General features: G+C 25.1%; 23 protein-coding genes, 2 tRNA genes and 1 pseudogene. 8 read left to right on the top strand and 18 right to left on the bottom strand.

Annotated elements, in window-relative coordinates; all coding sequences use genetic code 11:
• Positions 1-82: 82 nt before the first annotated feature.
• The 6 genes from gshA to D9V67_RS02065 form a co-directional block, all read right to left on the bottom strand.
• Complete coding sequence (gshA, locus tag D9V67_RS02090; RefSeq protein WP_158359649.1) at positions 83-1,651, bottom strand: glutamate--cysteine ligase; 1,569 nt, start codon at positions 1,649-1,651, stop codon at positions 83-85.
• A 110-nt stretch (positions 1,652-1,761) separates the two neighbouring features.
• Positions 1,762-1,835 (bottom strand) — tRNA-Arg (locus tag D9V67_RS02085).
• 20 nt (positions 1,836-1,855) lie between these two features.
• Positions 1,856-1,948 (bottom strand) — tRNA-Ser (locus D9V67_RS02080).
• Positions 1,949-2,125: 177 nt separating this feature from the next.
• Positions 2,126-2,308, bottom strand: a complete 183-nt coding sequence (gene csrA, locus D9V67_RS02075) for a carbon storage regulator CsrA (protein WP_158359647.1) — start codon at positions 2,306-2,308, stop codon at positions 2,126-2,128.
• A gap of 146 nt (positions 2,309-2,454) precedes the next feature.
• On the bottom strand, positions 2,455-5,103 hold the full coding sequence (gene alaS / locus D9V67_RS02070) for an alanine--tRNA ligase (protein WP_158359645.1): 2,649 nt from the start codon (positions 5,101-5,103) through the stop codon (positions 2,455-2,457).
• Positions 5,104-5,234: 131 nt separating this feature from the next.
• Positions 5,235-5,969 carry an outer membrane protein assembly factor BamD gene (locus D9V67_RS02065; RefSeq protein ID WP_158359642.1) on the bottom strand — a complete coding sequence of 245 codons (735 nt, stop codon included), beginning with the start codon at positions 5,967-5,969 and terminating at the stop codon, positions 5,235-5,237.
• Positions 5,970-6,105: 136 nt separating this feature from the next.
• Between D9V67_RS02065 and rluD the strand changes: the two genes are divergently transcribed.
• Both rluD and fis read left to right on the top strand, forming a co-directional pair.
• Positions 6,106-7,053, top strand: a complete 948-nt coding sequence (gene rluD / locus D9V67_RS02060; protein WP_158359640.1) for a 23S rRNA pseudouridine(1911/1915/1917) synthase RluD — start codon at positions 6,106-6,108, stop codon at positions 7,051-7,053.
• Positions 7,054-7,185: 132 nt separating this feature from the next.
• Complete coding sequence (gene fis / locus D9V67_RS02055) at positions 7,186-7,482, top strand: DNA-binding transcriptional regulator Fis (RefSeq protein WP_158359638.1); 297 nt, start codon at positions 7,186-7,188, stop codon at positions 7,480-7,482.
• A gap of 55 nt (positions 7,483-7,537) precedes the next feature.
• Here the strand turns inward: fis and aroQ are convergent, their stop codons facing one another.
• Positions 7,538-7,990 (bottom strand): type II 3-dehydroquinate dehydratase, encoded by a 453-nt coding sequence (gene aroQ / locus D9V67_RS02050; protein WP_158359636.1) that lies wholly within the window; start codon positions 7,988-7,990, stop codon positions 7,538-7,540.
• A gap of 160 nt (positions 7,991-8,150) precedes the next feature.
• On the opposite strand from aroQ, the gene tldD reads away from it, so the two are divergent.
• Positions 8,151-9,602 (top strand): metalloprotease TldD, encoded by a 1,452-nt coding sequence (tldD, locus tag D9V67_RS02045; RefSeq protein ID WP_158359634.1) that lies wholly within the window; start codon positions 8,151-8,153, stop codon positions 9,600-9,602.
• A gap of 92 nt (positions 9,603-9,694) precedes the next feature.
• Here tldD and rplS read toward each other — a convergent pair whose 3' ends face one another.
• The 6 genes and pseudogenes from rplS to D9V67_RS02010 form a co-directional block, all read right to left on the bottom strand.
• On the bottom strand, positions 9,695-10,042 hold the full coding sequence (rplS, locus tag D9V67_RS02040) for a 50S ribosomal protein L19 (protein WP_158359632.1): 348 nt from the start codon (positions 10,040-10,042) through the stop codon (positions 9,695-9,697).
• Positions 10,043-10,086: 44 nt separating this feature from the next.
• Positions 10,087-10,851 (bottom strand): tRNA (guanosine(37)-N1)-methyltransferase TrmD, encoded by a 765-nt coding sequence (gene trmD, locus D9V67_RS02035; RefSeq protein WP_158359630.1) that lies wholly within the window; start codon positions 10,849-10,851, stop codon positions 10,087-10,089.
• A gap of 14 nt (positions 10,852-10,865) precedes the next feature.
• Positions 10,866-11,356 (bottom strand): annotated as a pseudogene (rimM, locus tag D9V67_RS02030) (ribosome maturation factor RimM).
• A 29-nt stretch (positions 11,357-11,385) separates the two neighbouring features.
• A complete protein-coding gene (gene rpsP / locus D9V67_RS02020; protein ID WP_158359626.1) occupies positions 11,386-11,643 on the bottom strand; it encodes a 30S ribosomal protein S16 in 258 nt (85 codons plus the stop codon).
• 78 nt (positions 11,644-11,721) lie between these two features.
• The gene (gene ffh, locus D9V67_RS02015) at positions 11,722-13,077 is read right to left on the bottom strand and encodes a signal recognition particle protein (protein ID WP_158359624.1); all 1,356 of its coding nucleotides are present in this window, start codon (positions 13,075-13,077) and stop codon (positions 11,722-11,724) included.
• 120 nt (positions 13,078-13,197) lie between these two features.
• Complete coding sequence (locus D9V67_RS02010) at positions 13,198-14,355, bottom strand: chorismate mutase (protein WP_158359622.1); 1,158 nt, start codon at positions 14,353-14,355, stop codon at positions 13,198-13,200.
• Between the two features lie 145 nt (positions 14,356-14,500).
• Between D9V67_RS02010 and rplM the strand changes: the two genes are divergently transcribed.
• Both rplM and rpsI read left to right on the top strand, forming a co-directional pair.
• Positions 14,501-14,929, top strand: coding sequence for a 50S ribosomal protein L13 (gene rplM, locus D9V67_RS02005; RefSeq protein ID WP_158359619.1), 429 nt, complete (start codon positions 14,501-14,503; stop codon positions 14,927-14,929).
• Between the two features lie 22 nt (positions 14,930-14,951).
• Positions 14,952-15,344, top strand: coding sequence for a 30S ribosomal protein S9 (gene rpsI, locus D9V67_RS02000; protein ID WP_158359617.1), 393 nt, complete (start codon positions 14,952-14,954; stop codon positions 15,342-15,344).
• 59 nt (positions 15,345-15,403) lie between these two features.
• On the opposite strand, the gene cgtA is transcribed toward rpsI, so the two are convergent.
• The 5 genes from cgtA to D9V67_RS01975 form a co-directional block, all read right to left on the bottom strand.
• Positions 15,404-16,408 carry an Obg family GTPase CgtA gene (gene cgtA / locus D9V67_RS01995; RefSeq protein WP_158359615.1) on the bottom strand — a complete coding sequence of 335 codons (1,005 nt, stop codon included), beginning with the start codon at positions 16,406-16,408 and terminating at the stop codon, positions 15,404-15,406.
• 115 nt (positions 16,409-16,523) lie between these two features.
• Positions 16,524-16,778: a 50S ribosomal protein L27 gene (rpmA, locus tag D9V67_RS01990; protein ID WP_158359613.1), complete on the bottom strand. Its 255-nt coding sequence runs from the start codon at positions 16,776-16,778 to the stop codon at positions 16,524-16,526.
• Between the two features lie 4 nt (positions 16,779-16,782).
• Positions 16,783-17,109: a 50S ribosomal protein L21 gene (gene rplU, locus D9V67_RS01985; protein WP_158359610.1), complete on the bottom strand. Its 327-nt coding sequence runs from the start codon at positions 17,107-17,109 to the stop codon at positions 16,783-16,785.
• 200 nt (positions 17,110-17,309) lie between these two features.
• Complete coding sequence (murA, locus tag D9V67_RS01980; RefSeq protein ID WP_158359608.1) at positions 17,310-18,560, bottom strand: UDP-N-acetylglucosamine 1-carboxyvinyltransferase; 1,251 nt, start codon at positions 18,558-18,560, stop codon at positions 17,310-17,312.
• Between the two features lie 43 nt (positions 18,561-18,603).
• Positions 18,604-18,870, bottom strand: a complete 267-nt coding sequence (locus D9V67_RS01975; protein WP_158359606.1) for a BolA family protein — start codon at positions 18,868-18,870, stop codon at positions 18,604-18,606.
• Positions 18,871-19,307: 437 nt separating this feature from the next.
• Between D9V67_RS01975 and greA the strand changes: the two genes are divergently transcribed.
• The 3 genes from greA (at position 19,308) to ftsH (ending at position 22,396) form a co-directional block, all read left to right on the top strand.
• Complete coding sequence (gene greA / locus D9V67_RS01970) at positions 19,308-19,784, top strand: transcription elongation factor GreA (protein WP_261979701.1); 477 nt, start codon at positions 19,308-19,310, stop codon at positions 19,782-19,784.
• Between the two features lie 88 nt (positions 19,785-19,872).
• Positions 19,873-20,493 carry a 23S rRNA (uridine(2552)-2'-O)-methyltransferase RlmE gene (gene rlmE, locus D9V67_RS01965; RefSeq protein ID WP_158359601.1) on the top strand — a complete coding sequence of 207 codons (621 nt, stop codon included), beginning with the start codon at positions 19,873-19,875 and terminating at the stop codon, positions 20,491-20,493.
• 67 nt (positions 20,494-20,560) lie between these two features.
• On the top strand, positions 20,561-22,396 hold the full coding sequence (gene ftsH / locus D9V67_RS01960) for an ATP-dependent zinc metalloprotease FtsH (RefSeq protein ID WP_158359599.1): 1,836 nt from the start codon (positions 20,561-20,563) through the stop codon (positions 22,394-22,396).
• Positions 22,397-22,520: the final 124 nt, after the last annotated feature.

Below are 22,520 nucleotides of genomic sequence, written 5' to 3'. Positions count from 1 at the left end.
TTTTAAAATATTTTTATCAAAATAGTTAAGAAGATTGAATATATGAATAAATATATTGATATTGTCATATATCCCATGTTTACTAGCATGGGAAAATTTTTTTATTTTTTATATAGTCTTCAAAAGATAATATATCTGATTCTTCTATTTCTTTTTGTTTGTTATGAGAAAGTATAACTTCTTTTTCTAAAATATTTTTATGATTATTCAAATAAGATCTATTAATAAATTGTTCATGATATTTATTAGCCCAATTTAAACCTGTTTTTTTAACACCTATATTAATAAAATATTTTAAAAACCTAGCAGAATAAGTTAATTCTGGATTTTTAAAATATAACATTATTTCTTTACATGCTTTTTGATATAATATATTGTTCTCATTATAATCAAGTATAGATGCAATTTGATTTAAATCTTTAAATATAATTTCGCTTATTTCAACTAATGTTTTTGTTTCTTTTTGATTATTAATATAAATAGTTTGATTAGGTTTTCTTCCTTCAAAAATTATTTTTTCCCAATTTTTTTTTGTTAGTAAAAAGTCTGTTTTATTCATTTTTGGTGAATCAATTAAAGCACACCAAATTAAAAATAAATCTAATAATAATATTTGATTTTTACTAATACCAATAGATGAAAAAGGATTGATGTCTAAAGAACGTATTTCTACATATTCAATTCCTCTTTTTTTGAGAGCTTCTACAAGAGATTCACCATTCTTAGTTTTACTTTTTGGTCTTATTTGTGTATAGAGTTCATTTTCCATTTGTAGAATATTAGTATTTAACTGTTGAAATTCACCTTTTATATTTTTCAATCCTATATTTATAAATTTTTCTGATGGTGTTTCTATAGCATTTTTTAATGCTTGAATATAAGAATTCAAATCATTAAATAAAATATTTAAATCTATAATTTTAGTATTAGTATATCCAATATCACTAATTCTTAAAGAAGTAGACCATGGTAAATAAAATATACTTTCTTTATTTTTTTTAAATTGATATTTTTTATTTTTATTTTTTAAGAAATATGATGATATTGCTGGTGATGCTCCAAACAAATAAGGAATAATCCATCCAAATCTATAATAATTCCTAATTAAACTTAAATAACCTGATGAAACATAATCTTTATTATTCTGATTTTTTTGTTTTTTCCAATACTTCCAGAATTTTAAAGGTAATGAAAAATTATAATGTACACCTGATATTGTGTTGACAAGATCACCATAACGATATTTTAATCCTGTACGATAAGTAGTTTTTATTTTTCCAATATTTGAAGTTCCGTATTCAGCTATTTTAATTTTTGTATTTTCATTATAAAAATATGGTATGCTAAAAGGCCACATACGTTCATTTAATGTTTTAGATGCTACGAAAGAATGAAGATCTTTTAAAAAAGACAATAAATAATCTATATTATTACTAACAGGTGTAACAAATTCTAATAAATTTTCAGAAAAATCAGTTGTAATCCATTGATGAGTTAAAGGTGATCCAATTAAAAATGGATGTCTACTTTCAGAAAAATTTCCATTTTTTTGAATTCTTAAAGTTTCACGTTCGATTCCTCGTGCAATACCTTTAAATATTTCTGGATGTTCTTTTAACCAAGTAATTTTTTTGGAGATGTCTTGTATCAATTTTGTCTCCCGATATAATATATAAAATATTAGATTGTTTTTTATATTTTTTTTTGAATGTCATACATATTATGTATGTTTTTAAAAAAGGTTTTTTGATTTTTTTATTTTGCATCCGGAAGGATTCGAACCTCCGACCGCTCGGTTCGTAGCCGAGTACTCTATCCAACTGAGCTACGGATGCAATTTTAAAAAATTAAATGATGGCGGTGAGAGAGGGATTCGAACCCTCGATGCAGATGTTTTCTGCATACTCCCTTAGCAGGGGAGCGCCTTCATCCTCTCGGCCATCTCACCTAATAGTACCGTTGTAGTAGTACTGTTGTAGAAAATTTTTTTTCTACTTTTATTGTACTTTTTTTTCTATATAAGTCAAATATATTTTATATAAGATATCTATTTGTTATTATTTACTTATGAAATAAATATAAAAATTGCATCTTACTTAAAATTAGTAAGATGCAACGTTGATTATTAATTTTTTTTTTGTTGTTTTTCTGCTTGAATACGTTGATATATTTCTTCACGATGTACCGAAACTTCTTTAGGGGCATTTACACCAATACGAACTTGGTTACCTTTAACTCCTAGTACTGTTACAGTTATTTCGTCGCCAATTATTAACGTTTCGCCAACTCGACGAGTTAGAATAAGCATTATTTTCTCCTTAAAATATTAAAAGAATTTATCCTTTCCAGTTTCTGGCGTTATGAATTATACAGGGTTAAACGTAGACCATAAAATTTTTTAATAATATATTTTAAATAAATATTTGATTTTCATATTAATATATAATGTATGAATTATAAGTATTTATTATTTTTGAAATTTTTAAAAATCCATGATTTAACATTTTTTAAAACTATAGATAGTTTTTTTGTATCAACACCTCCTCCTTCAGCAATCTCTTTTTTTCCACCGCCTTTTCCATTAGTTTCTTTCATAAGAATATCCATTATTTTTGTTGCTGTTATATTATTGATTAAATTTTTTGTAACTCCAACAATAACAGTAAAACAATGATTTTTAACATTTATTAATATAATTATTGTAGTTTTTAGTTCTTTTTTTAATTGATCAACTATTTCTCTCATTAATTTATGTTCATAGTTATAAAAGATGTTTTCAATAAATTTGATTTCATATATATAACTAGCGTTTTTAATTAATTGTTTTATGTAATATTTATTTTCTTTTTTTTGAAATTGGATGATTTTTTTTTCTAAATTTGTTATTGTTATCATTAATTTTTTTAATTTCTCTTTAATATGAGAATGATTACAATTCAAAGAAAGAGATATGTCTTCTATATAATTATCTTTTTGATGTAAATAATCTATTGCTTTTTGTCCAGTTACCGCTTCAATTCTTTTGATTCCGGATGCTATACTTGATTGAGAAATAATTTTAAAAAGTCCAATATCTCCAGTTCTTGTAGTATGTGTTCCACCACATAGTTCTATAGAAAAGTTATCTATAAATACTACTCGTACTATAGATTTATATTGATTATCAAATAAAGCGATTGCTTTCTTTTTTTTAGCTTCTTCTAATTTTAATTCTTTTGTTTTAATGAGAATATTTTTGCGAATATTCAGATTGATCATATATTCGATTTTTTGTATCTGAGTTAGCTGTATAGAATTTGTATATGAAAAATCAAATCTTAAATGTGTATCAGTAACTAAAGATCCCTTTTGATTAACATTTTGCCCTAAAATTTTTTGTAATGCAGCATGTAGTAAATGCGTTGCTGAATGATTTAGCTCAATAGAATGTCTATGATCTTCATCAATTTTACTATAAATATATTCGTTGACTAAAATTGTACCTGTAATTAATTTTCCGATATGTCCTATTGTTTTCCCATATTTTTTAGTATTTTTTACTATAAAACATGATTTTTCGTTATAAAGTTCACCTTTATCACCTATTTGTCCTCCTGATTCTGCATAAAAACATGTTGTATCAAGAAAAATGATTCCATTTTCATTAGTTTTAAGTTCTGAAACTAAATTGTTTTTTACAAAAATATATTTTACTAATGATTTTACTTTATTTTTTTTATAACCTTGAAAAGTACATATATCATTTACTATAATATAGTCATTATAGTTTTTATAAAACTTTTTATTAAAATTAGATTGTTCTTTTTGATTTTCTTTACATAACTCATAGTTTTTATAATCTATTTTAATATTTTTTTCACGACATACGTCAGCTGTCAAATCAACTGGAAATCCAAAAGTATCATAAAGATAAAAGACGGTTTTTCCAGATAGTACATTACTATGTGTTTTTTGTATTTCTAAATTTAATATTTTAAGACCTTTATCAAGAGTATGAGAAAACTGTATTTCTTCTGTTTTTAATATTTCTTCTATTTTTTCTTGTTTTTGTTTTAAAACATTACCGCTTTTACCCATTATTTCAATAACATTAGAAACCAGCTTATAAAAAAATTTTTCTTTAATTCCAATTTTGTGACCATGTCTTAATGCTCGTCTAATAATTCTTCTTAAAACATAACCTCGATGTTCATTTGATGGGATAATATCATCTGCTATAATGTATGTGCAGGATCTAATATGATCTGCTATAATTTTTAGAGAAGCATGATTTAAATCTTTTATTTTAGTAAATTTAGCTATATTTTTTATTAATATTTGAAATATATCAATATCATAATTAGAATGAACGTTTTGTAAAACAGCAGATATTCTTTCCAAACCCATACCTGTATCTATGCATTTATTTTCTAAAGGAATGATTTTTGTTTTTGAAATACGGTTGAATTCTATAAAAACAATATTCCAAATTTCGATAAAACGATCATTTTTATTTTCTAAAAATTCTAATGAATCATCTAAATCACTATTATTACTATAATCGTAAAATATTTCAGTACAAGGACCGCATGGTCCTGTGTCGCCCATTTGCCAAAAATTTTCAGAATTATATTTTAAGTTATTTTTATCACCAATTCTAATAATATGTTGAGAAGGTACTTGAATGACATTTTTCCATATCTTATACGTTTCATCATCATCGTGATATACTGAGATCCATAACTTATTTTTTGGTATATTAAACCATTTTTTTGATGTTAATAGTTCCCAAGAATATTCAATAGCTTCTTTTTTGAAATAATTACCAAAACTAAAATTTCCAAGCATTTCAAAAAATGTATGATGTTTTGAAGTATATCCCACATTTTCTAAATCATTATGTTTTCCTCCAGTTCTTAAACAACGTTGAACAGTAGCTACACAAGGGTAATCACTTTTTTTTTGACCTAAAAAAATGTCTTTAAACTGATTCATTCCTGCATTTGTAAATAATAATGTAGAATCATCATATGGAACTAAAGAACTACTAGGAATAATTACATGCCCTTTTTTTTCAAAAAAATTTAAAAAATCTTGACGTATTTTATTAGTGGTTTTATTCATCATTATTCTTATTAATTGAAATAATAAACATTTTAATTATATAAAATATTTTTAAAATAGGATTTATTAAATTTTTTATCCGTTCATATTTTAATATTAAAATTAATTATTTATATTTAATATAAACTTTTCTAAATTTTATTTAATGAAATGATTTTTGATATTTTTTTAGCTGTATTAAAAATTTTTAATTTAAGATAAGATTTCTTCATATATATAAGAGCTTTTCGTGTAGCTGGCATGTCTGAATATTTTTGAATTATTTCTTCTCCTCGATTAATAACAGCTATATATTTTTGATTAAAAAAATAGAATTCTAATATTTTTAAATCATGTTCTGATAAACGGTATTTTAAATATACTAATTTTTTTTTAGCGTTAGTTATATAAAGACTTTTTGGATATTTTAAAATGAAATTTTTCAATTGAAAAAATGCAATTTTTGCATAATGAGGGTCATTTTTATAATAATTTATAGATGAATTTTTAAAAAATATATTTTTATCCATAGATATATCAATTAAACATTTTATATATATAATATAATCTATATTTGGATGGTTCGGATAAATTTTTATAAAATCTTCTATATTTTTTTTTGCTATATTGAAATCTAAATTTTTATAGTAAGCATAAATTAAATTTATCTGAATTTTGTCATTGATATCATTGTAAATATTCCTTTTTTTCATTTTCTCTAATATGTATATTGCGTCATTAAAATTTTTTTCTTTTAATTTCTCTCTAGCTATTTCATAAAAATGATGTGCTTTTATAAAAACTTGATTATTAGATGACTCGCAACGTACTGTTAAATTTAAGCATAGAATCAAAAAAATGCATATAATATTGTTCTTTTTTTTCATTAGTGTATTTTTTATAATTAAATTAATATTTTTTATTAAAATATTTTTATTTCATAAAATATAGAATATCATATTTTATAAAAATTAAAGATTCCGTTTTTATATGTATAAAAAATTTATAATAAGGATTATTTTATTGAAAAAAATAGAATTGAGTACAATAGTGTCTTGTATTTCTTTTTCAGGAAAAAGATTAGATAAAGTTTTAGCTCAATTATTCAAAGAATATTCACGATCTTATTTAAAAAAATTAATTCTTATTAATCAAGTTTTAGTGAATAAAAGTATTGTTAATCAACCTGATAAAAAAATATCAGTAGGAGAAATAATTACTATTTATCCTATTTTAAAAGATCTTAAATTTAACTTTCCTGAAAATATTCCTTTAAATATTATTTATGAAGATAATGATATATTAGTTATTAATAAACCTGCTGGTTTAGTTGTTCATCCAGGTTCTGGTAATAATACAGGAACTATTTTAAATGCACTATTATATCATTATAAAAATATTAAATATTTACCTCGTGCCGGTATTGTACATCGTTTAGATAAAGATACCACTGGATTGATGGTGGTTGCTAAGACTATTTATGCTTATAATTATTTATTAAAAATATTAAAAAAGAGAAAAATTACCCGAGAGTATCAAGGTATTGTTAAAGGTAATATGATATCAGGTGGAATTATAAATGCACCTATCATGCGTCATCATATGAAAAGAACTTCTATGATGGTTCATTCTTTAGGTAAAACATCAATTACTCATTATAAAATTATAAATCGTTTTAAATATCATACACATATATCAATACGATTAGAAACAGGACGTACACATCAAATTCGTGTGCATATGTTATATATTAAACATCCTTTAGTTGGTGATCCTTGTTATAAAGGTATTGAACGAGGTATAAATTATAAAAAAAATGAAGATATAAATAAAATATATACATTTCCTCGTCAAGCATTACATGCTAGTCATATTTCTTTCGTACATCCTGTTACTCAAAATTTAATGTCTTGGACAGTCTCTCTTCCTGAAGATATGAAAAAACTTCTCGTATATTTACAAAATACATAACAAAATATTTTTATTTATTGTATTTATTTTTAATAAAACATATGATTCATATTATAAAAAATTCAAAAAATGTATTTTATTTATTTTCTTTAAAACTATACATTATTTAAAAAATAAAGAGTTGATAGTACTATGTTAGAAGAACCAATAAACACTGAATTTTTTGTTTTATCAAGTGTAAATTCTCAAAATCGAATTATAAAAAAACCTTTACGTGAATCAGTTAAACAATCTTTAAAATATTATTTGTTAAATTTAAATGGTAAGTATGTTAATAATTTATATGAATTAGCATTAGCTGAATTAGAAAAGCCATTATTAGATATGGTTATGCAACACACTCGAGGAAATCAAACACGTGCAGCTTTGATGATGGGAATAAATCGTAGTACACTACGCAAAAAATTAAAAAAATATGGTATGAATTAATTTTTTTATTGCACTTTCTATTTTAAAAAAAATTAAGAGAGTGCAAAAAATATTTTTATGTTAAATTTTTTAAATTTAGAAGCCTATTAGATATTGTTTGTAATGCCCAATAATAACCATCTAAACCAAGTCCGCAAATTACACCACTAGAAATATCAGATAACCAGGAATGAGATCGAAAATCTTCTCTAGCATGAATATTTGAAATATGAACTTCAATAAAAGGAATATTTACTGAAATTAACGCATCTCTTATAGCTATACTAGTATGAGTAAATGCTGCAGGATTGATTATAATATAATCAATATGATTTCTTGAAGAATGAATTTTATCAATTAATACATGTTCTGCATTAGACTGTATATGATGTAAAGAGATGTTGAGCTCTTTAGCTTTTATTTTTAAATTATCTAATAAATCGGTTAAATTCACTGTGCCATAAATTTCAGTTTCACGTGTTCCAAGAAGATTTAAATTAGGTCCATTGATTAATAATATATTTTTCATATTTGATCTCGGTTAACGATTTTATTTTAAATTTAAATCATTACTTTTTAAAAAAAACAAACATATTATATAATATTTTTTCTTAAAAAATATTTTTTATTTTACATTTTATCTTTTATAATAAACTTCAGTAAAATTATTATAAATTAAGTGAGTTTAAATGACATTTGAATTAGTTTCTGAATCTTTATTAACTGCTAATAAAATCAATCAACAAGATCTTTTAGCTTCTTTAGAAGAACTTTGTATGCGTAAATTAGATTATGGAGATCTTTATTTTCAATCTCATCTTTATGAATCTTGGTCATTAGAAAATGGAATTATAAAAGAAGGAAACTATCATTCAGACCAAGGAGTTGGTGTTAGAGCTATTCGAGGAGAAACAACAGGGTTTGCATATGCAGATCAGATATCAATAGATTCTTTAAGAAAAAGCACTAATATGGCCCGTAGTATTATTTTTGTTAAAGGTGAGAATAAAGTAAAAACGTTTTCCCAAAAAAAAATAAAACCTTTTTATAATCCTATTAATCCTTTACAAATTTTTTCTTCTAGAGAAAAAATTGATTTTTTATATAGAGCAGATCATATAGCACGTAGTTTCGATAGTCGTGTTATAGAAGTAAATGCTAATTTAACTGGTTCATATGAAGAAATATTAATAGCATCTACTGATGGAGATTTAGTGACAGATATAAGACCTTTAGTACAATTTTCAATTAGTGTTTTAGTTGAAGATCATGGAAGAAGAGAGAGAGGTCGAAGTGGAGGGGGTAGTCGTACTGACTATAATTTTTTTATAAATAAAGATAATTTATCACAAGAAAATAGAATTGATTATTGGTCTAGAGAAGCTGTTCGTATAGCTTTATTAAACTTATCTTCAAAAGAAGCTCCTTCGGGAACTTTTCCTGTAGTTTTAGGATCTGGATGGCCTGGTGTTTTATTACATGAAGCAATAGGTCATGGTTTAGAGGGAGATTTTAATAGAAAAGGAACTTCAGTTTTTACTAACATGATTGGCAAAAAAGTTGCATCAGAATTATGTACTATTATTGATGATGGGACAATAAAAAATCAACGTGGTTCATTAACCATTGATGATGAAGGAACTCCTGGACAATATAATATTTTAATTAAAAATGGAATATTAAAAAAATATATGCAAGATAAACTTAATGCTCGTTTAATGGGAACACAATCTACTGGTAATGGACGTCGTGAATCCTATTCATATTTACCTATGCCACGCATGACTAATACTTATATGTTATCTGGAAAATCTAAAATAGATGATATTATTAAAAGTGTTGATTATGGAATATATGCTATAAATTTTTCTGGAGGTCAAGTTGACATTACTTCTGGAAAATTTGTTTTTTCTACTTCAGAAGCTTATTTAATAAAAAAAGGTAAAATTTCTACACCAATTAAAAATACTACATTAATTGGATCTGGTTTAGAGGTAATGCAAAAGATATCAATGGTTGGTGATGATTTAAAAATGGACCAGGGAATGGGAATTTGTGGAAAAGATGGACAAAATATTCCAGTAGGAATAGGACAACCATCTATTAAATTAGAAAGTTTAACTATAGGTGGTACAGTGTAATTTTATAAAAAATCTTTATTATTTGTATATTAAAAAGATCATGCAGTCAAGAATCAAGTCATGACTGCATATTAAAGTTTGTGTGATTAATATTAATTAAGTCTTTCTTTAATGCGTGCAGATTTACCAGTTCGAGCTCTTAAATAATATAATTTTGCTTTTCTAACTAAACCTTTTCTTTTTATAATAATTTCATTAATAGTATAAGAATGTGTTTGAAAAACACGTTCGATACCTTCTCCATTAGATATTTTGCGTATAGTAAAAGAAGAATTTAAATTACGATTTTTTATTGCAATAACTATTCCTTCAAAAGACTGTATACGTTTTTTCGATCCTTCAATAACCCATACTTTAACTTCTACAGTATCTCCAGACCTAAAGTTAGGTATATTTTTTTTTAATTGTTTTTTTTCTATTTCTTCAATTACATTTGTCATGAATTTCCCTTTGAATAAAACAACTGAAGTGATTAATAATGTTTTTATTTGTTGAAATTTTTTTTAAATTCATTTAATAATATTGCTTCTTCTTGAGTTAAAATATGTTTTTTTAAAAGATCAGGACGTTTAATCCATGTTTTTCCTAGTGCTTGTTTTAAACGCCAAAGACGAATTTGACTATGATTTCCTGATAATAATATTTCAGGAACTGAAATATTATTAGTTATTTTAGGTCTAGTATAATTAGGATAATCAAGTAAATTTTTAGAAAAAGAATCTTGTTCTATTGATTTTTTTGTTTTTATTACTCCTGGAATTAATCTAGAGATAGAATCTATCATAATCATAGCCGCTAACTCTCCTCCAGTAAGTATATAATTGCCAATTGACCATTCTTCATTTACTTGATAATCAATAATTCGTTGATCGATTCCTTCATATCTACCACATATAAAAATAATTTTTTTTTTCTTAATTAGTTTTTGTATATAGTTTTGTTTTAATAGTTTTCCTTGAGGAGATAAATAAATGACGGTAGCGTCTTTTAATTCAGATTTTGCATGTTGAATAGATAGATATAATGGTTCAGCGCTCATTAACATACCCGGTCCTCCTCCATAAGGACGGTCATCTATAGATTTATATTTATTTTTAGTAAAATTTCTAGGATTTAAAAAGTTAATATCAATGATTTTTTTTTTAATTGCTCTACTCGTGATACCGTAATCAGTAATTGCACGAAACATTTCTGGGAAAATAGTAATAATTTTAAACCATATTAAAGTTTTATCATATTTGTTTTTCATTTATAAGATACAATTTAATCCCATTGGACTGTTATAAATTTATAGTTAGAATTTATCTGTCGTATTATTTTTTGTTCAATGAATGGAATAAATATATTTTTTTTAGATATTTTTAATGTATTTTTTACTACTAATATATCGTTATTTTTTGCACGCATTAAATCGATTACTTTTCCTAAGTAATGTTTATGTGTATTAAATACTTTATAGTTAATAAGATCATTCCAGTAGTATTCGTTTTTTTTTAATGTAGGTAAAGTGTATTTGCTAATAATTATATCTGAATTAGTTAATTCTCTAGCTAGAGAACGATTAGAAATGTCTTTTATATGCACGATAAAATTATTCTTGTATGGTTTCCAGTCTGTAAGTTGAATTTTTATTATTTTTTTTTTACAAAAAACCACGGTAAATAATCGAATATTTTTGATTTTTCTTCTGTAAAAGAAAAAATAGTAATCCATCCTAATATTCCATAAGATTTTCCGACTTTTCCTATTAGCAATGGTTGAATTGGTTGATTTGTAATTATATTTATAATATTTCCTCTTTTTTCCTAGATAATTGGATTAGTTTTTGAGTTCTTTTTGATATTTGAGCTCCTTGTTTTTTCCAATATTGAATACGATCTAAATTGATTTTTATTGAATGAGATTTGCCTTGAGCAATAGGATTGAAATATCCTACACGTTCAATAAAACGACCATCTCTAGAAAAACGACTATCAGCTACAACCATTTTATAAAATGGACGTTTTTTTGTTCCATATCGAGCTAAACGAATTTTTACCATATATTATTCTTCTTTTTTGAATTTTTTAGAATTAGAAAGATAATTTATTTTTTAATATAAAAAACATTTATTATTTTATTAAAATTTTTTAGGAAGTATATTTTTTATTCCTCTAATTATTTTTGATATTCCACCAGTTTTTATTTTTTTCATAATTCTTTTTATATCATCAAAATTTTTTAAGAGTTTATTTACATCCTGTATTTTTGTTCCAGAACCTAAAGCAATTCTACGTTTTCTTGATCCTTTAATAATTACTGGTTGTAATCTTTCCTTAGGTGTCATCGAAGATATTATAGCTTCTACTTTATTTAAAGCATGTTTATCCATATTTGAAAATGATATATTTTGAGATGATGAATTTTGTTTAAAAAATTTATCAATAAAATAATTAAGTCCTCCTATTTTTTGCATTTGTTTAATTTGTATGAGAAAGTCATTTAAATTAAAATTATGACCTTGTTTTATTTTTTTTGTAAGTGTTTGAACTTGAGATTGGTCAACATTATCTTCAATATCTTCAATTAAAGATATTACATCATTCATTCCTAATATTCTATTAGCAATTCTTTCAGGATGAAATATTTCTAATGATGTTAGTTTTTCTCCAGTTCCTATAAATTTAATAGGTTTTCCAGTAATATAGCGCATAGATAAAGCAATTCCACTTCTAGAATCACTATCTGTTTTAGTTAATACTATACCAGATATAAATAATTTTTTATTAAATATTTTTGCCATATTTACTGCATCTTGACCCATCATTGAATCGACTATTAATAATGTTTCGATTGGATTTGATAAAGTTTGTATTGCACTAATTTCATCCATCATTTTTTGATCAATATGCAAACGTCCTGCTGTATCTATCAATAAAACGTCATATAATTTTTTTTGTGCATGATGTATTGCTTTTTTAGTGATTTCTATAGGTATTTCATTTGTACTGGATTCAAAAAAATCTACTTCAATTTGTTTAGATAATATTTGGAGTTGTTTAATAGCTGCTGCGCGATAAATATCAGTTGATACAATTAATATTTTTTTCTTGTATTTATTTTTTATCCATTGCCCTATTTTTGCTAAACTTGTGGTTTTACCTACTCCTTGCAAACCTATGAATAATATGATGGCTGGTGGTGCAATAGATAGATTTAAAGAATTATTTTTTTCACCCATTGAAACTATTAACTCATTCTTAACTATTTTTACAAATTCTTGACCAGGAGTTAAACTTTTATTTATTTCATAACCAATTGCTTTTTTTTTAACGTTGTCTATAAATGTTTGAACTACTGATAATGTTACATCTGCTTCTAATAATGCTTTTCGTACTTCTCTTATTGTATCTTTAATATTATCTTCTGTAAGTCTACCTTTGTTTATAATTTTACGTAAACTATGTGAAAGACGTTGAGTTAAATTATTGAACATTATTTATGGCTCGTATTAAAATTTATAATAAATATATTAATCATTATCTTAAAATATTTTTGTATTTTTTATATATTAAGTATAAACATACTTAAAGAAAATGTTGTTATATAAAAAATTTTACGGAACTTTTGGAAAAATATTTTCGATAGGATAACATCCTAAAATCTTTGTAAATTTAGTAATTTGTTCAATTTTTTTAAGAGTTTTTTTCATTAATTCTGAAGATATATTCCCCTGTATATCAATATAAAACATCTCTTCCCATGGATTTTTATAAATTGTTTGGGAAGTAAGTTTTTTCATAATTAATTTATTTTCTTTCAGTATTAATAATACTTCAGAAAGAGCACCTGATTCTTGTCCTGTGCTGAATATTAATGTTGTTTTAGTTGGTATATTTGAAGAAATTGAAATAGAATTACGATGCAGTAAAATAAATCTTGTGATGTTTTTTTCTTGATTTGCTAAGTTTTTTGATAAAATTTTTAGTCCATAAATTTTGCTACCTATTTCGCTTCCTAATGCTGCATTATATATATTATTATATTGATTAATTTTTTTCATTGCATCAGCTGTACTTGTAGTATATTTAATATTCCATTCTGGAAATTTTTTAATAAAATTACTACATTGTTGGAATGGTTGAGAATGACTATATACAGTTTGAATTTGATTTAATGGAATATTTTTGATCGCAAGTAAACAGTGATTGATGAAAATATTAATTTCACCGATAATAAATAAATTAGTTTTTTTCAATAAATTAACAACTTCATTAATAGAACCAGAACAAGTATTTTCTATTGGTAAAACAGCATAATCTGATTCATTGTTTTCAACTGATAGAATAACTTCTTTAAATGTTGTACATTCTTGTATAATACATGTTTGAAGATTTCGATGTGCATACTCAGAAGCTGCAATGTGAGAATAAGAACCTTTAGGTCCTAAAAAAGCAAAACTAGTAGGTGTTAATTTATTATTAACACAAAATTTTTTTAACATTTTTTTTTGAGTTGATACTGATTCTTCAATTATTAATTGAAATAATCGAGTTATGTACTCAGGTGTTAACTGATATTTTTGTCCTAATATAATTAATTCCTGTAACATTTTTCTTTCACGTTCCATGTCTCGTATGGGTTTATTACTCTCTATTTTTAATTTAGCTATTTGTAGTATGAGATTTTTTCTTTTTGCTAATAATTTAACGATTTGTTCATCTATATTATTAATTTCATTACGAAAAACTAACAAAGAATTATTATTAGGCATAATTTATTACCTATAGAATATATATTAATATAAAAAAAGAATATTTTAAAAAAATATTTCTAGTAAAATATATTTACTATATCTTATTAATTCTAATCATAGTATTATTTTCTATACAAATAATTATATTTTAGTGAGTTTCAAAATGAAAACTTTCTCAACTAAATTAAGTAATATTAAAAGAAATTGGTATTATGTGGATGCAACAAATAAAATATTAGGACGTTTAGCAAGTGCATTGTCTTTTCGCTTACGAGGAAAACATAAAATTGAATATACTCCACATCTAGATACTGGAGATTATATTATTGTTTTAAATGCTTCAAAAATATTAGTTACAGGAAAAAAAAAGATTGATAAAATTTATTATCATCATACAGGTTATATAGGTGGTATTAAAAAGTCTAGATTTGAAGAAATGATGTCTTGTCATCCAGAAAGAGTTATTGAGATTGCTGTAAAAGGTATGTTACCTAAAGGTCCTTTAGGACGTGCTATGTTTAAAAAACTAAAGGTTTTTTCAAATGAAAACCATAATCATATTGCACAATGTCCTCAATTTTTAAATATTTGATAATAAAAAGGTGTAAAAATAAATGATTCAAACTCAAAATTATGGAACTGGTCGTCGTAAAAGCTCTTCTGCTAGAGTTTTTCTTAGATCAGGGAATGGAGAGATTATTGTAAATAAACGTTCTTTAAATGAATATTTCGGTCGTGAAACTTCTTGTATGATTGTTCGTCAACCATTAGAATTAGTTGATATGATAAGCAAATTTAATATCTATATTACTGTAAAAGGTGGAGGAATTTCTGGTCAAGCAGGTGCAATTCGTCAAGGTATTACTCGTGCTTTAATTAAATACAATCCATCTCTACGATTAGAATTAAGAAAATCCGGTTTTGTTACTCGAGATTCACGTCAAGTTGAACGTAAGAAAATAGGTTTACGTAAAGCTAGAAAACGTCCTCAATTTTCTAAACGTTAAAAAACAGATGATTAGTGTTGATTAATAAGGGCTTGGTTTTTTAATAAACCGAGTTCTTTTCATCTTCTTAAAAATTGACTGATATCAAAACATAATTTTTTTATACCTATTTTTTTTATTGACGAAACACAAAAATATTTTTCTTCTATTTTTAATTTATATTGAATATCTTTAATTATTTGATGAAGTTCTTGTGAACTTAATAAGTCTATTTTATGGAATACTAACCATCTTGGTTTATTGTATAAAGTTATACTATATTTTTTTAATTCGTTTAAGACTATACGGATATTTTCTATAGGATAAGAATTATCTTGAGGTTTTACATCAACGATATGAAGTAGTATTTTACATCTTTCTAAATGTTTTAAAAAACGAATTCCTAATCCAGAACCGTTAGAAGCACCTTGAATAATACCTGGAATATCTGCTATTATAAATTTTTTATTATTTGAAATATTTACACTACCTAAAATTGGATTTAATGTTGTAAATGGATAGTCTGCAATTTTTGTTTTAGCACCAGATATACTTTTTACAAAAGTAGATTTTCCTGCATTAGGCATGCCTAATGTTCCTACATCAGCAATTAAAATTAATTCTAATTGTATATCTCTTTTTTCTCCTATAGTTCCTAATGTACATTGTCTTGGAGTTCTGTTAGTAGAAGATTTAAATCTAGTATTTCCTAATCCATGCCAACCTCCTTTTGCAACTAATATTTTTTGTTTGTTTTCAGTTAAATCAGCTATTATTTCACGTGTTTGATAATTTATTACCTTTGTTCCTACAGGTACATGTATTTTTATATCTTTTCCTTTTTTTCCAGAACATTTTTGACCTGATCCATTTTGTCCATTTTGAGCTTGAAATTTTTTTTGAAATCGAAGATCTATAAGAGTATTTAAATTATTATTCGCTTCTAACCAAACATTTCCACCGTCTCCACCATCTCCACCGTCTGGACCTCCTTTTGGAATATATTTTTCTCGTCTAAAATTTATACATCCATCTCCACCGTTTCCAGCAATAACTTCGATTATAGTTTGATCGATAAATTTCATTTTGTATCCATAATTAAAATATTCGTGATATTTATGATAATTATTTTTTATTAATATTTTATATAAAAAATAGAACCCCCCTAAAAAAGGGGTTTTTATATATTATATAATTATTCTAGTTGATAATATTTATATATGTTCTTTTTTTTAATCCTCTTTTTTTAAATTCCACTATTCCATTTATAGTAGCAAAAATAGTATGATCTTTCCCACAACCGACATTTTTTCCAGGATGAAATTTTGTTCCTCTTTGTTTGACAATTATACTTCCTGCTGAAATAAATTGACCTCCAAAACATTTTACACCTAGTCTCTGAGCATTAGAATCACGTCCATTTCTAGTAGAACCACCAGCTTTTTTATGAGCCATTTCTTTAACCTTGTTCTAAATTAGTATTAATATCTATAATTTTTACATCAGTAAAATACTGACGATGACCTTGTTGCTTTTTATAATGTTTCCGACGGTTGAATTTTATAATTTTAATTTTTTTTAACCGACCATGCTTTTCAATATTAGCTTTTATTGTAACTCCATTTATATAAGGAGTTCCAATTTTATTAGAATCTTTATTAGCAATCATTAAAATCTGATTAAATTCTATAGTTGTACCAATAGGATTATTTAATTTTTCTAATCTAATAATCTGATTTTTAATTACCCGATACTGCTTTCCGCCGCTTATAAACACTGCATACATAAAAAACTCCAGTTATTTATTATTAAGTATTTGTATTTTATGTAGTATTTTTTTAATAAATAAAAATATATAGTTTTTTATAAATATAAAAGAATATTTATATATTTAGATTTATATTCATAAAATTATTTTTAATAAAAAATGTATTTTTTTAATAAATAAAAATATATTATATTTCTTATAGAAAATATAAATTATATTCATATAATTTTTATATTAGCTCCTAATTGATTTAATTTATTAGGAAATGATTCATATCCTCTAAAAAGATGATAAGTTTGATTAACGACCGTAATACCTATAGCAATACATCCTGCTAGTACTAAAGTCGCTGAAGCTCTTAAATCAGGACAAAAGACATTAGAAGAAAATAATGTGGGTATTCCATTACATATGATACTATTATTTTTAATTTTTATTTTAGCTCCCATGTTAATTAATTCAGAAGTATAAATAAAACGATTTTCAAATATAGTTTCAGTAATTATGCCTATTCCTGTAGCAATTGTATTTAATAAAGCAAATTGAGCTTGCATATCTGTTGGAAATCCTGGATAAGGTGAAGTACAAATATTTAAAGCTCTAGGTCTTTTGTTTCTCATATCTAGTTTAATCCAATCTTTTCCTGTTTTAATATTTGCTCCGGCTTCAGTGAGTTTTATTAATACACTATTCAAGTGTTTTGGTTCAGTTTTATTACAAGTAATAAAACCTTTAGACGCGGCTGCAGCTACTAAAAAAGTACCTGTTTCAATTCTATCTGGAATTACTTTATGATTACCTCCAGTTAGCTTTAAAACACCTTTAATTAATATTTTATTACTTCCTGCACCAATAATATTAGCACCTAAAGTGTTTAAAAATTTTGCTATATCAATAATTTCTGGTTCACGTGCTGCATTATCAATAATTGTTAAACCTTCAGCTAAGGTAGCAGCACTCATGATTGTAATAGTAGCACCAACACTGATTTTTTCCATCAAAATATATTTTCCTTTCATACGTCCTTTTACAAAAGCATTAATACAATTATCTTTTAAATTAATTGTAGCTCCTAATTTTATTAAACCGTTTAAGTGTAAATCTATAGGTCTACTACCTATTTGGCATCCTCCAGGTAAAAATATTTTAGCCTGCCTAAATCTTGCTAAAAGAGGTGCTAATATCCATATGGATGCTCTTATTTTTGTAATAAGATGATATGGAGCAGAAAAAACGTTTATAAAACTTGTATCAATAGATAATGTTTTGTTATAAGTTATTTTTGCTCCTAGATATATAAGCAACTGCAGTGCTATATCAATATCTTTTAAATTTGGAACATTGCTGATATTAATTTTTTCTTCTGTTAATATCGTCATAAATAAAATTGGTAATGCCGCATTTTTAGAACCAGAAATTGTTACATTACCATTTAAATTTTTACCACCTTCTATGCATAATTTTTTCATTTATTTATAAATCTCTATTTTATTAATATAAATTTTTTTAGTATTATGCATAATCAGAATAATCTATATTTTTATTGTTCTTTTCCCATTCTTCAATTGTATAAGACATAATAGATACAGCATGAATCTGTTTTTGTGTAATCATGTTTATTAAAGGTGTATAAACTATTTGTTGTCTTTTAACTTGACTGATTCCTTTGAATATATTCCCTATAACAATAATTTTAATATGATTACTATCCCCTGTAATATAAGCTTGTTGTAAGTTTAAATGTTTAATAAGTAGTGATTTAATATCTTGATTGTCCATTTTGCATGTACTTTTAATTAAATATTGAATTAGTTAGTGTTAAAATTCTATAGAAAAAAATTGAATTAGTGTTTTTCATAATTACTGAAGAATATCATTGAATGATTTAAATTGATAATTTATAGAAAGATATAACTAAATTTTTTAAATTTTTGATAAATTATATTTTTTACTTTAAAATAGATATATTTAAAATATTCAAATGACTCTATTTATATATACATTTAATATAAAAATTACTATATATAAAAATTAATTTAAGTGTTATAAAAAATATATCAAGATATAAATAAACAATTTTATTAAAATATATATTTTATTAGAAATATTATTTGAAATTTTAACATTTTTTTAATTTTTAAAAAATATTTTTATATTATAACTGAAATTATTTTTTAATATATTAAATAAGAAAATAGTGGAGTGTATTTCATATGATCAATTTAATTCCAATGACTGCAAGAGGTGCAGAAAAACTTCGTCAAGAACTTCAGAAATTAAAAAGTATAAAACGTCCTCGTATTATTGCTGCAATCGCAGAAGCTAGAGAACATGGTGATTTAAAAGAAAATGCTGAGTATCATTCTGCTCGTGAAGAACAAAGTTTTTGCGAAGGACGTATTAAAGAAATTGAAGCAAAGTTATCTAATTCTCAAATTATAGATATAACAAAATTATCTAATAATGGAAGAGTTATCTTTGGTTCTACTGTGACAATTTTAAATATAAAAAATCAGGAGAAATTTACTTATCAGATTGTAGGTGATGATGAAGCTGATTTTAAAAAAAATTTAATTTCTATTAATTCTCCAATGTCAAGAGGTCTTATAGGAAAAAAAAATAATTCTACTGTAGTGATATCTACACCAGGTGGTGAAGTTGAATATAAAATTCTTAAGATTGACTACATATAAATTTTATATGAATTTTGAATATTTTTACTATAAATATTTCATAGTAACTAACTATATTAAAAAATAAATTTTAAAGTTATAACGATATATGATTTCTCAAAAAAAATCAAAAAGTTCTCATCGTTGGTTGTCAGAGCATTTTCAAGATGCATATGTTAAGAAAGCTCAAAAAAACAAAATACGTTCAAGAGCTTGGTTTAAATTAGAACAATTAGATAAAAGTAATAAATTATTTAAATCTGGAATGAATGTTATTGATTTAGGTTCATCTCCAGGAAGTTGGTCGCAATATGCCATGCAGAAAATAGGCAAAAAAGGACGTATTATAGCTTGTGATATATTACCTATGAAGCCAATAATAGGTGTTAATTTTTTTCAAGGAGACTTTCGTAACAAAAAAATATTAAATTTAATATTAAATTCATTACATAATATTAAATTAGATTTAGTTATGTCAGATATGGCACCCAACATAACAGGAAATTTTTCCATTGATATGCCACGTATTATTAATTTATCTCAGTTGGCATTAAAAATATCAGACTATGTTTTATCTAAAAATGGTATTTTTTTGTTAAAATCATTTCAAGGAGAAGGTTTTAATGAATTTTATAAAGAAATTAAAATATTGTTTTCCAAAGTTAAAATTTGCAAACCTAAAACATCTCGAACAAGATCTCGAGAAATATTCATTTTAGCAACCAGATAAGCATTATAGTATTCTGTGTTATTTTTAAATATTATAGATTCAATGAGAGGTTGTTCCTTTGAGTGACATGGTTAAAAACCTGATCTTCTGGTTGGTTATCACAGTTGTATTAATGTCTATTTTTCAAAATTTCAACACTAATGATATGAATAATCATAGAGTTGATTATTCTACTTTTTTGTCAGAAGTCAATCAAGATCAAGTTCGTGAAGCTTATATTAACGGACGCGTAATTAGTGTTATTAAAAAAGATAGCAGTAAATATACTACCTATATTCCTATTAATGATCCTAAATTATTAGATAATCTTTTAACAAAAAATGTTAAAGTTATTGGCTCAGTTCCTGAAGAACCTAGTCTTCTTATTTCTATTTTTATTTCTTGGTTTCCAATGTTATTGCTGATTGGCGTATGGATTTTCTTTATGAGACAAATGCAAATGGGGGGAGGAAAAGGTGCAATGTCATTCGGAAAAAGTAAAGCACGTATGCTATCAGAAGATCAAATTCAAACTACTTTTGCAGATGTTGCAGGATGTGATGAAGCAAAAGAAGAAGTAAGTGAATTAGTTGAATATCTCAAGGAACCTAGTCGTTTCCAGAAATTAGGAGGGAAAATACCAAAAGGTATACTAATGGTTGGCCCTCCTGGAACTGGAAAAACACTACTTGCTAAAGCAATAGCTGGAGAAGCTAAAGTACCTTTCTTTACAATTTCTGGTTCTGACTTTGTTGAAATGTTTGTTGGTGTAGGTGCTTCTAGAGTACGAGATATGTTTGAACATTCAAGAAAATCAGCTCCATGTATAATATTTATTGATGAAATTGATGCAGTAGGGCGTCAAAGAGGTGCTGGATTAGGTGGTGGACACGATGAAAGAGAACAAACATTAAATCAAATGTTAGTAGAAATGGATGGTTTTGATGGTAATGAAGGTATTATTTTAATAGCAGCTACTAATAGACCTGATGTTTTAGATCCTGCTTTATTACGTCCAGGTCGTTTTGATCGTCAAGTTATTGTAGCTCTGCCAGATATTCGTGGACGGGAACAGATTTTAAAAGTACATATGAGAAAAGTACCTTTATCTAAAGATGTTGATCCCATGATTATTGCTCGGGGTACACCTGGTTTTTCAGGTGCTGATTTAGCTAACTTGGTTAATGAAGCGGCTCTTTTTGCTGCTAGACTAGATAATCGTGTAGTATCTATGTTGGAATTTGAAAGAGCAAAAGATAAAATGATGATGGGTTCTGAGAGAAAATCAATGGTTATGAGTGATTTTCAAAAAGAGTCAACTGCATATCATGAAGCTGGTCATGTAATTATTGGACGATTAGTACCTGATCATGATCCTGCACATAAAGTAACAATAATTCCAAGAGGTCGAGCATTAGGAGTGACATTTTTTTTACCAGAATCAGATACGCTTAGTGTAAGTCGTCAAAAATTAGAAAGTCAAATATCAACTTTATATGGTGGTCGTTTAGCGGAAGAAATTATTTATGGTGCTAAAAATGTTTCCACTGGAGCTTGTAATGATATTAAAGTTGCAACAAATTTAGCAAGAAATATGGTAACTCAATGGGGTTTTTCAGATAAATTAGGACCTTTATTATATTCTGAAGAAGAAGAAGAAGTTTTTTTAGGTCGTTCAGTATCTAAAGCTAAACATATGTCTGATGAAACAGCTAGAATCATTGATGAAGAAGTAAAGTTATTAATTGAAATTAATTATAAAAGAGCTCGAAATATTTTAAATGAAAATATTGATGTATTACATGCTATGAAAGACGCACTGATAAAATATGAAACCATTGATGCTTTTCAAATTGATGATTTAATGGAAAGAAGAGAAGTTCGTAAACCAAAGGGATGGATAGAGGTAGATATAAATAAATAATTTTTTTAATTTAAAAATATAAGTATATTTTGTATATGTTTAACACAGGATTTATTATAAAAGATATTAATTTATTTTTTTCAATGAATTAACTTAATATATATTAAAATAAGATGAAGTAATA

It is taken from the genome of Buchnera aphidicola (Brachycaudus cardui) (assembly GCF_005081945.1).
GTDB classification, from domain to species: domain Bacteria; phylum Pseudomonadota; class Gammaproteobacteria; order Enterobacterales; family Enterobacteriaceae; genus Buchnera; species Buchnera aphidicola_AN.
Note: the sequence above shows the minus strand (reverse complement) of the source record. Positions and strands in the feature narration are given on the sequence as shown.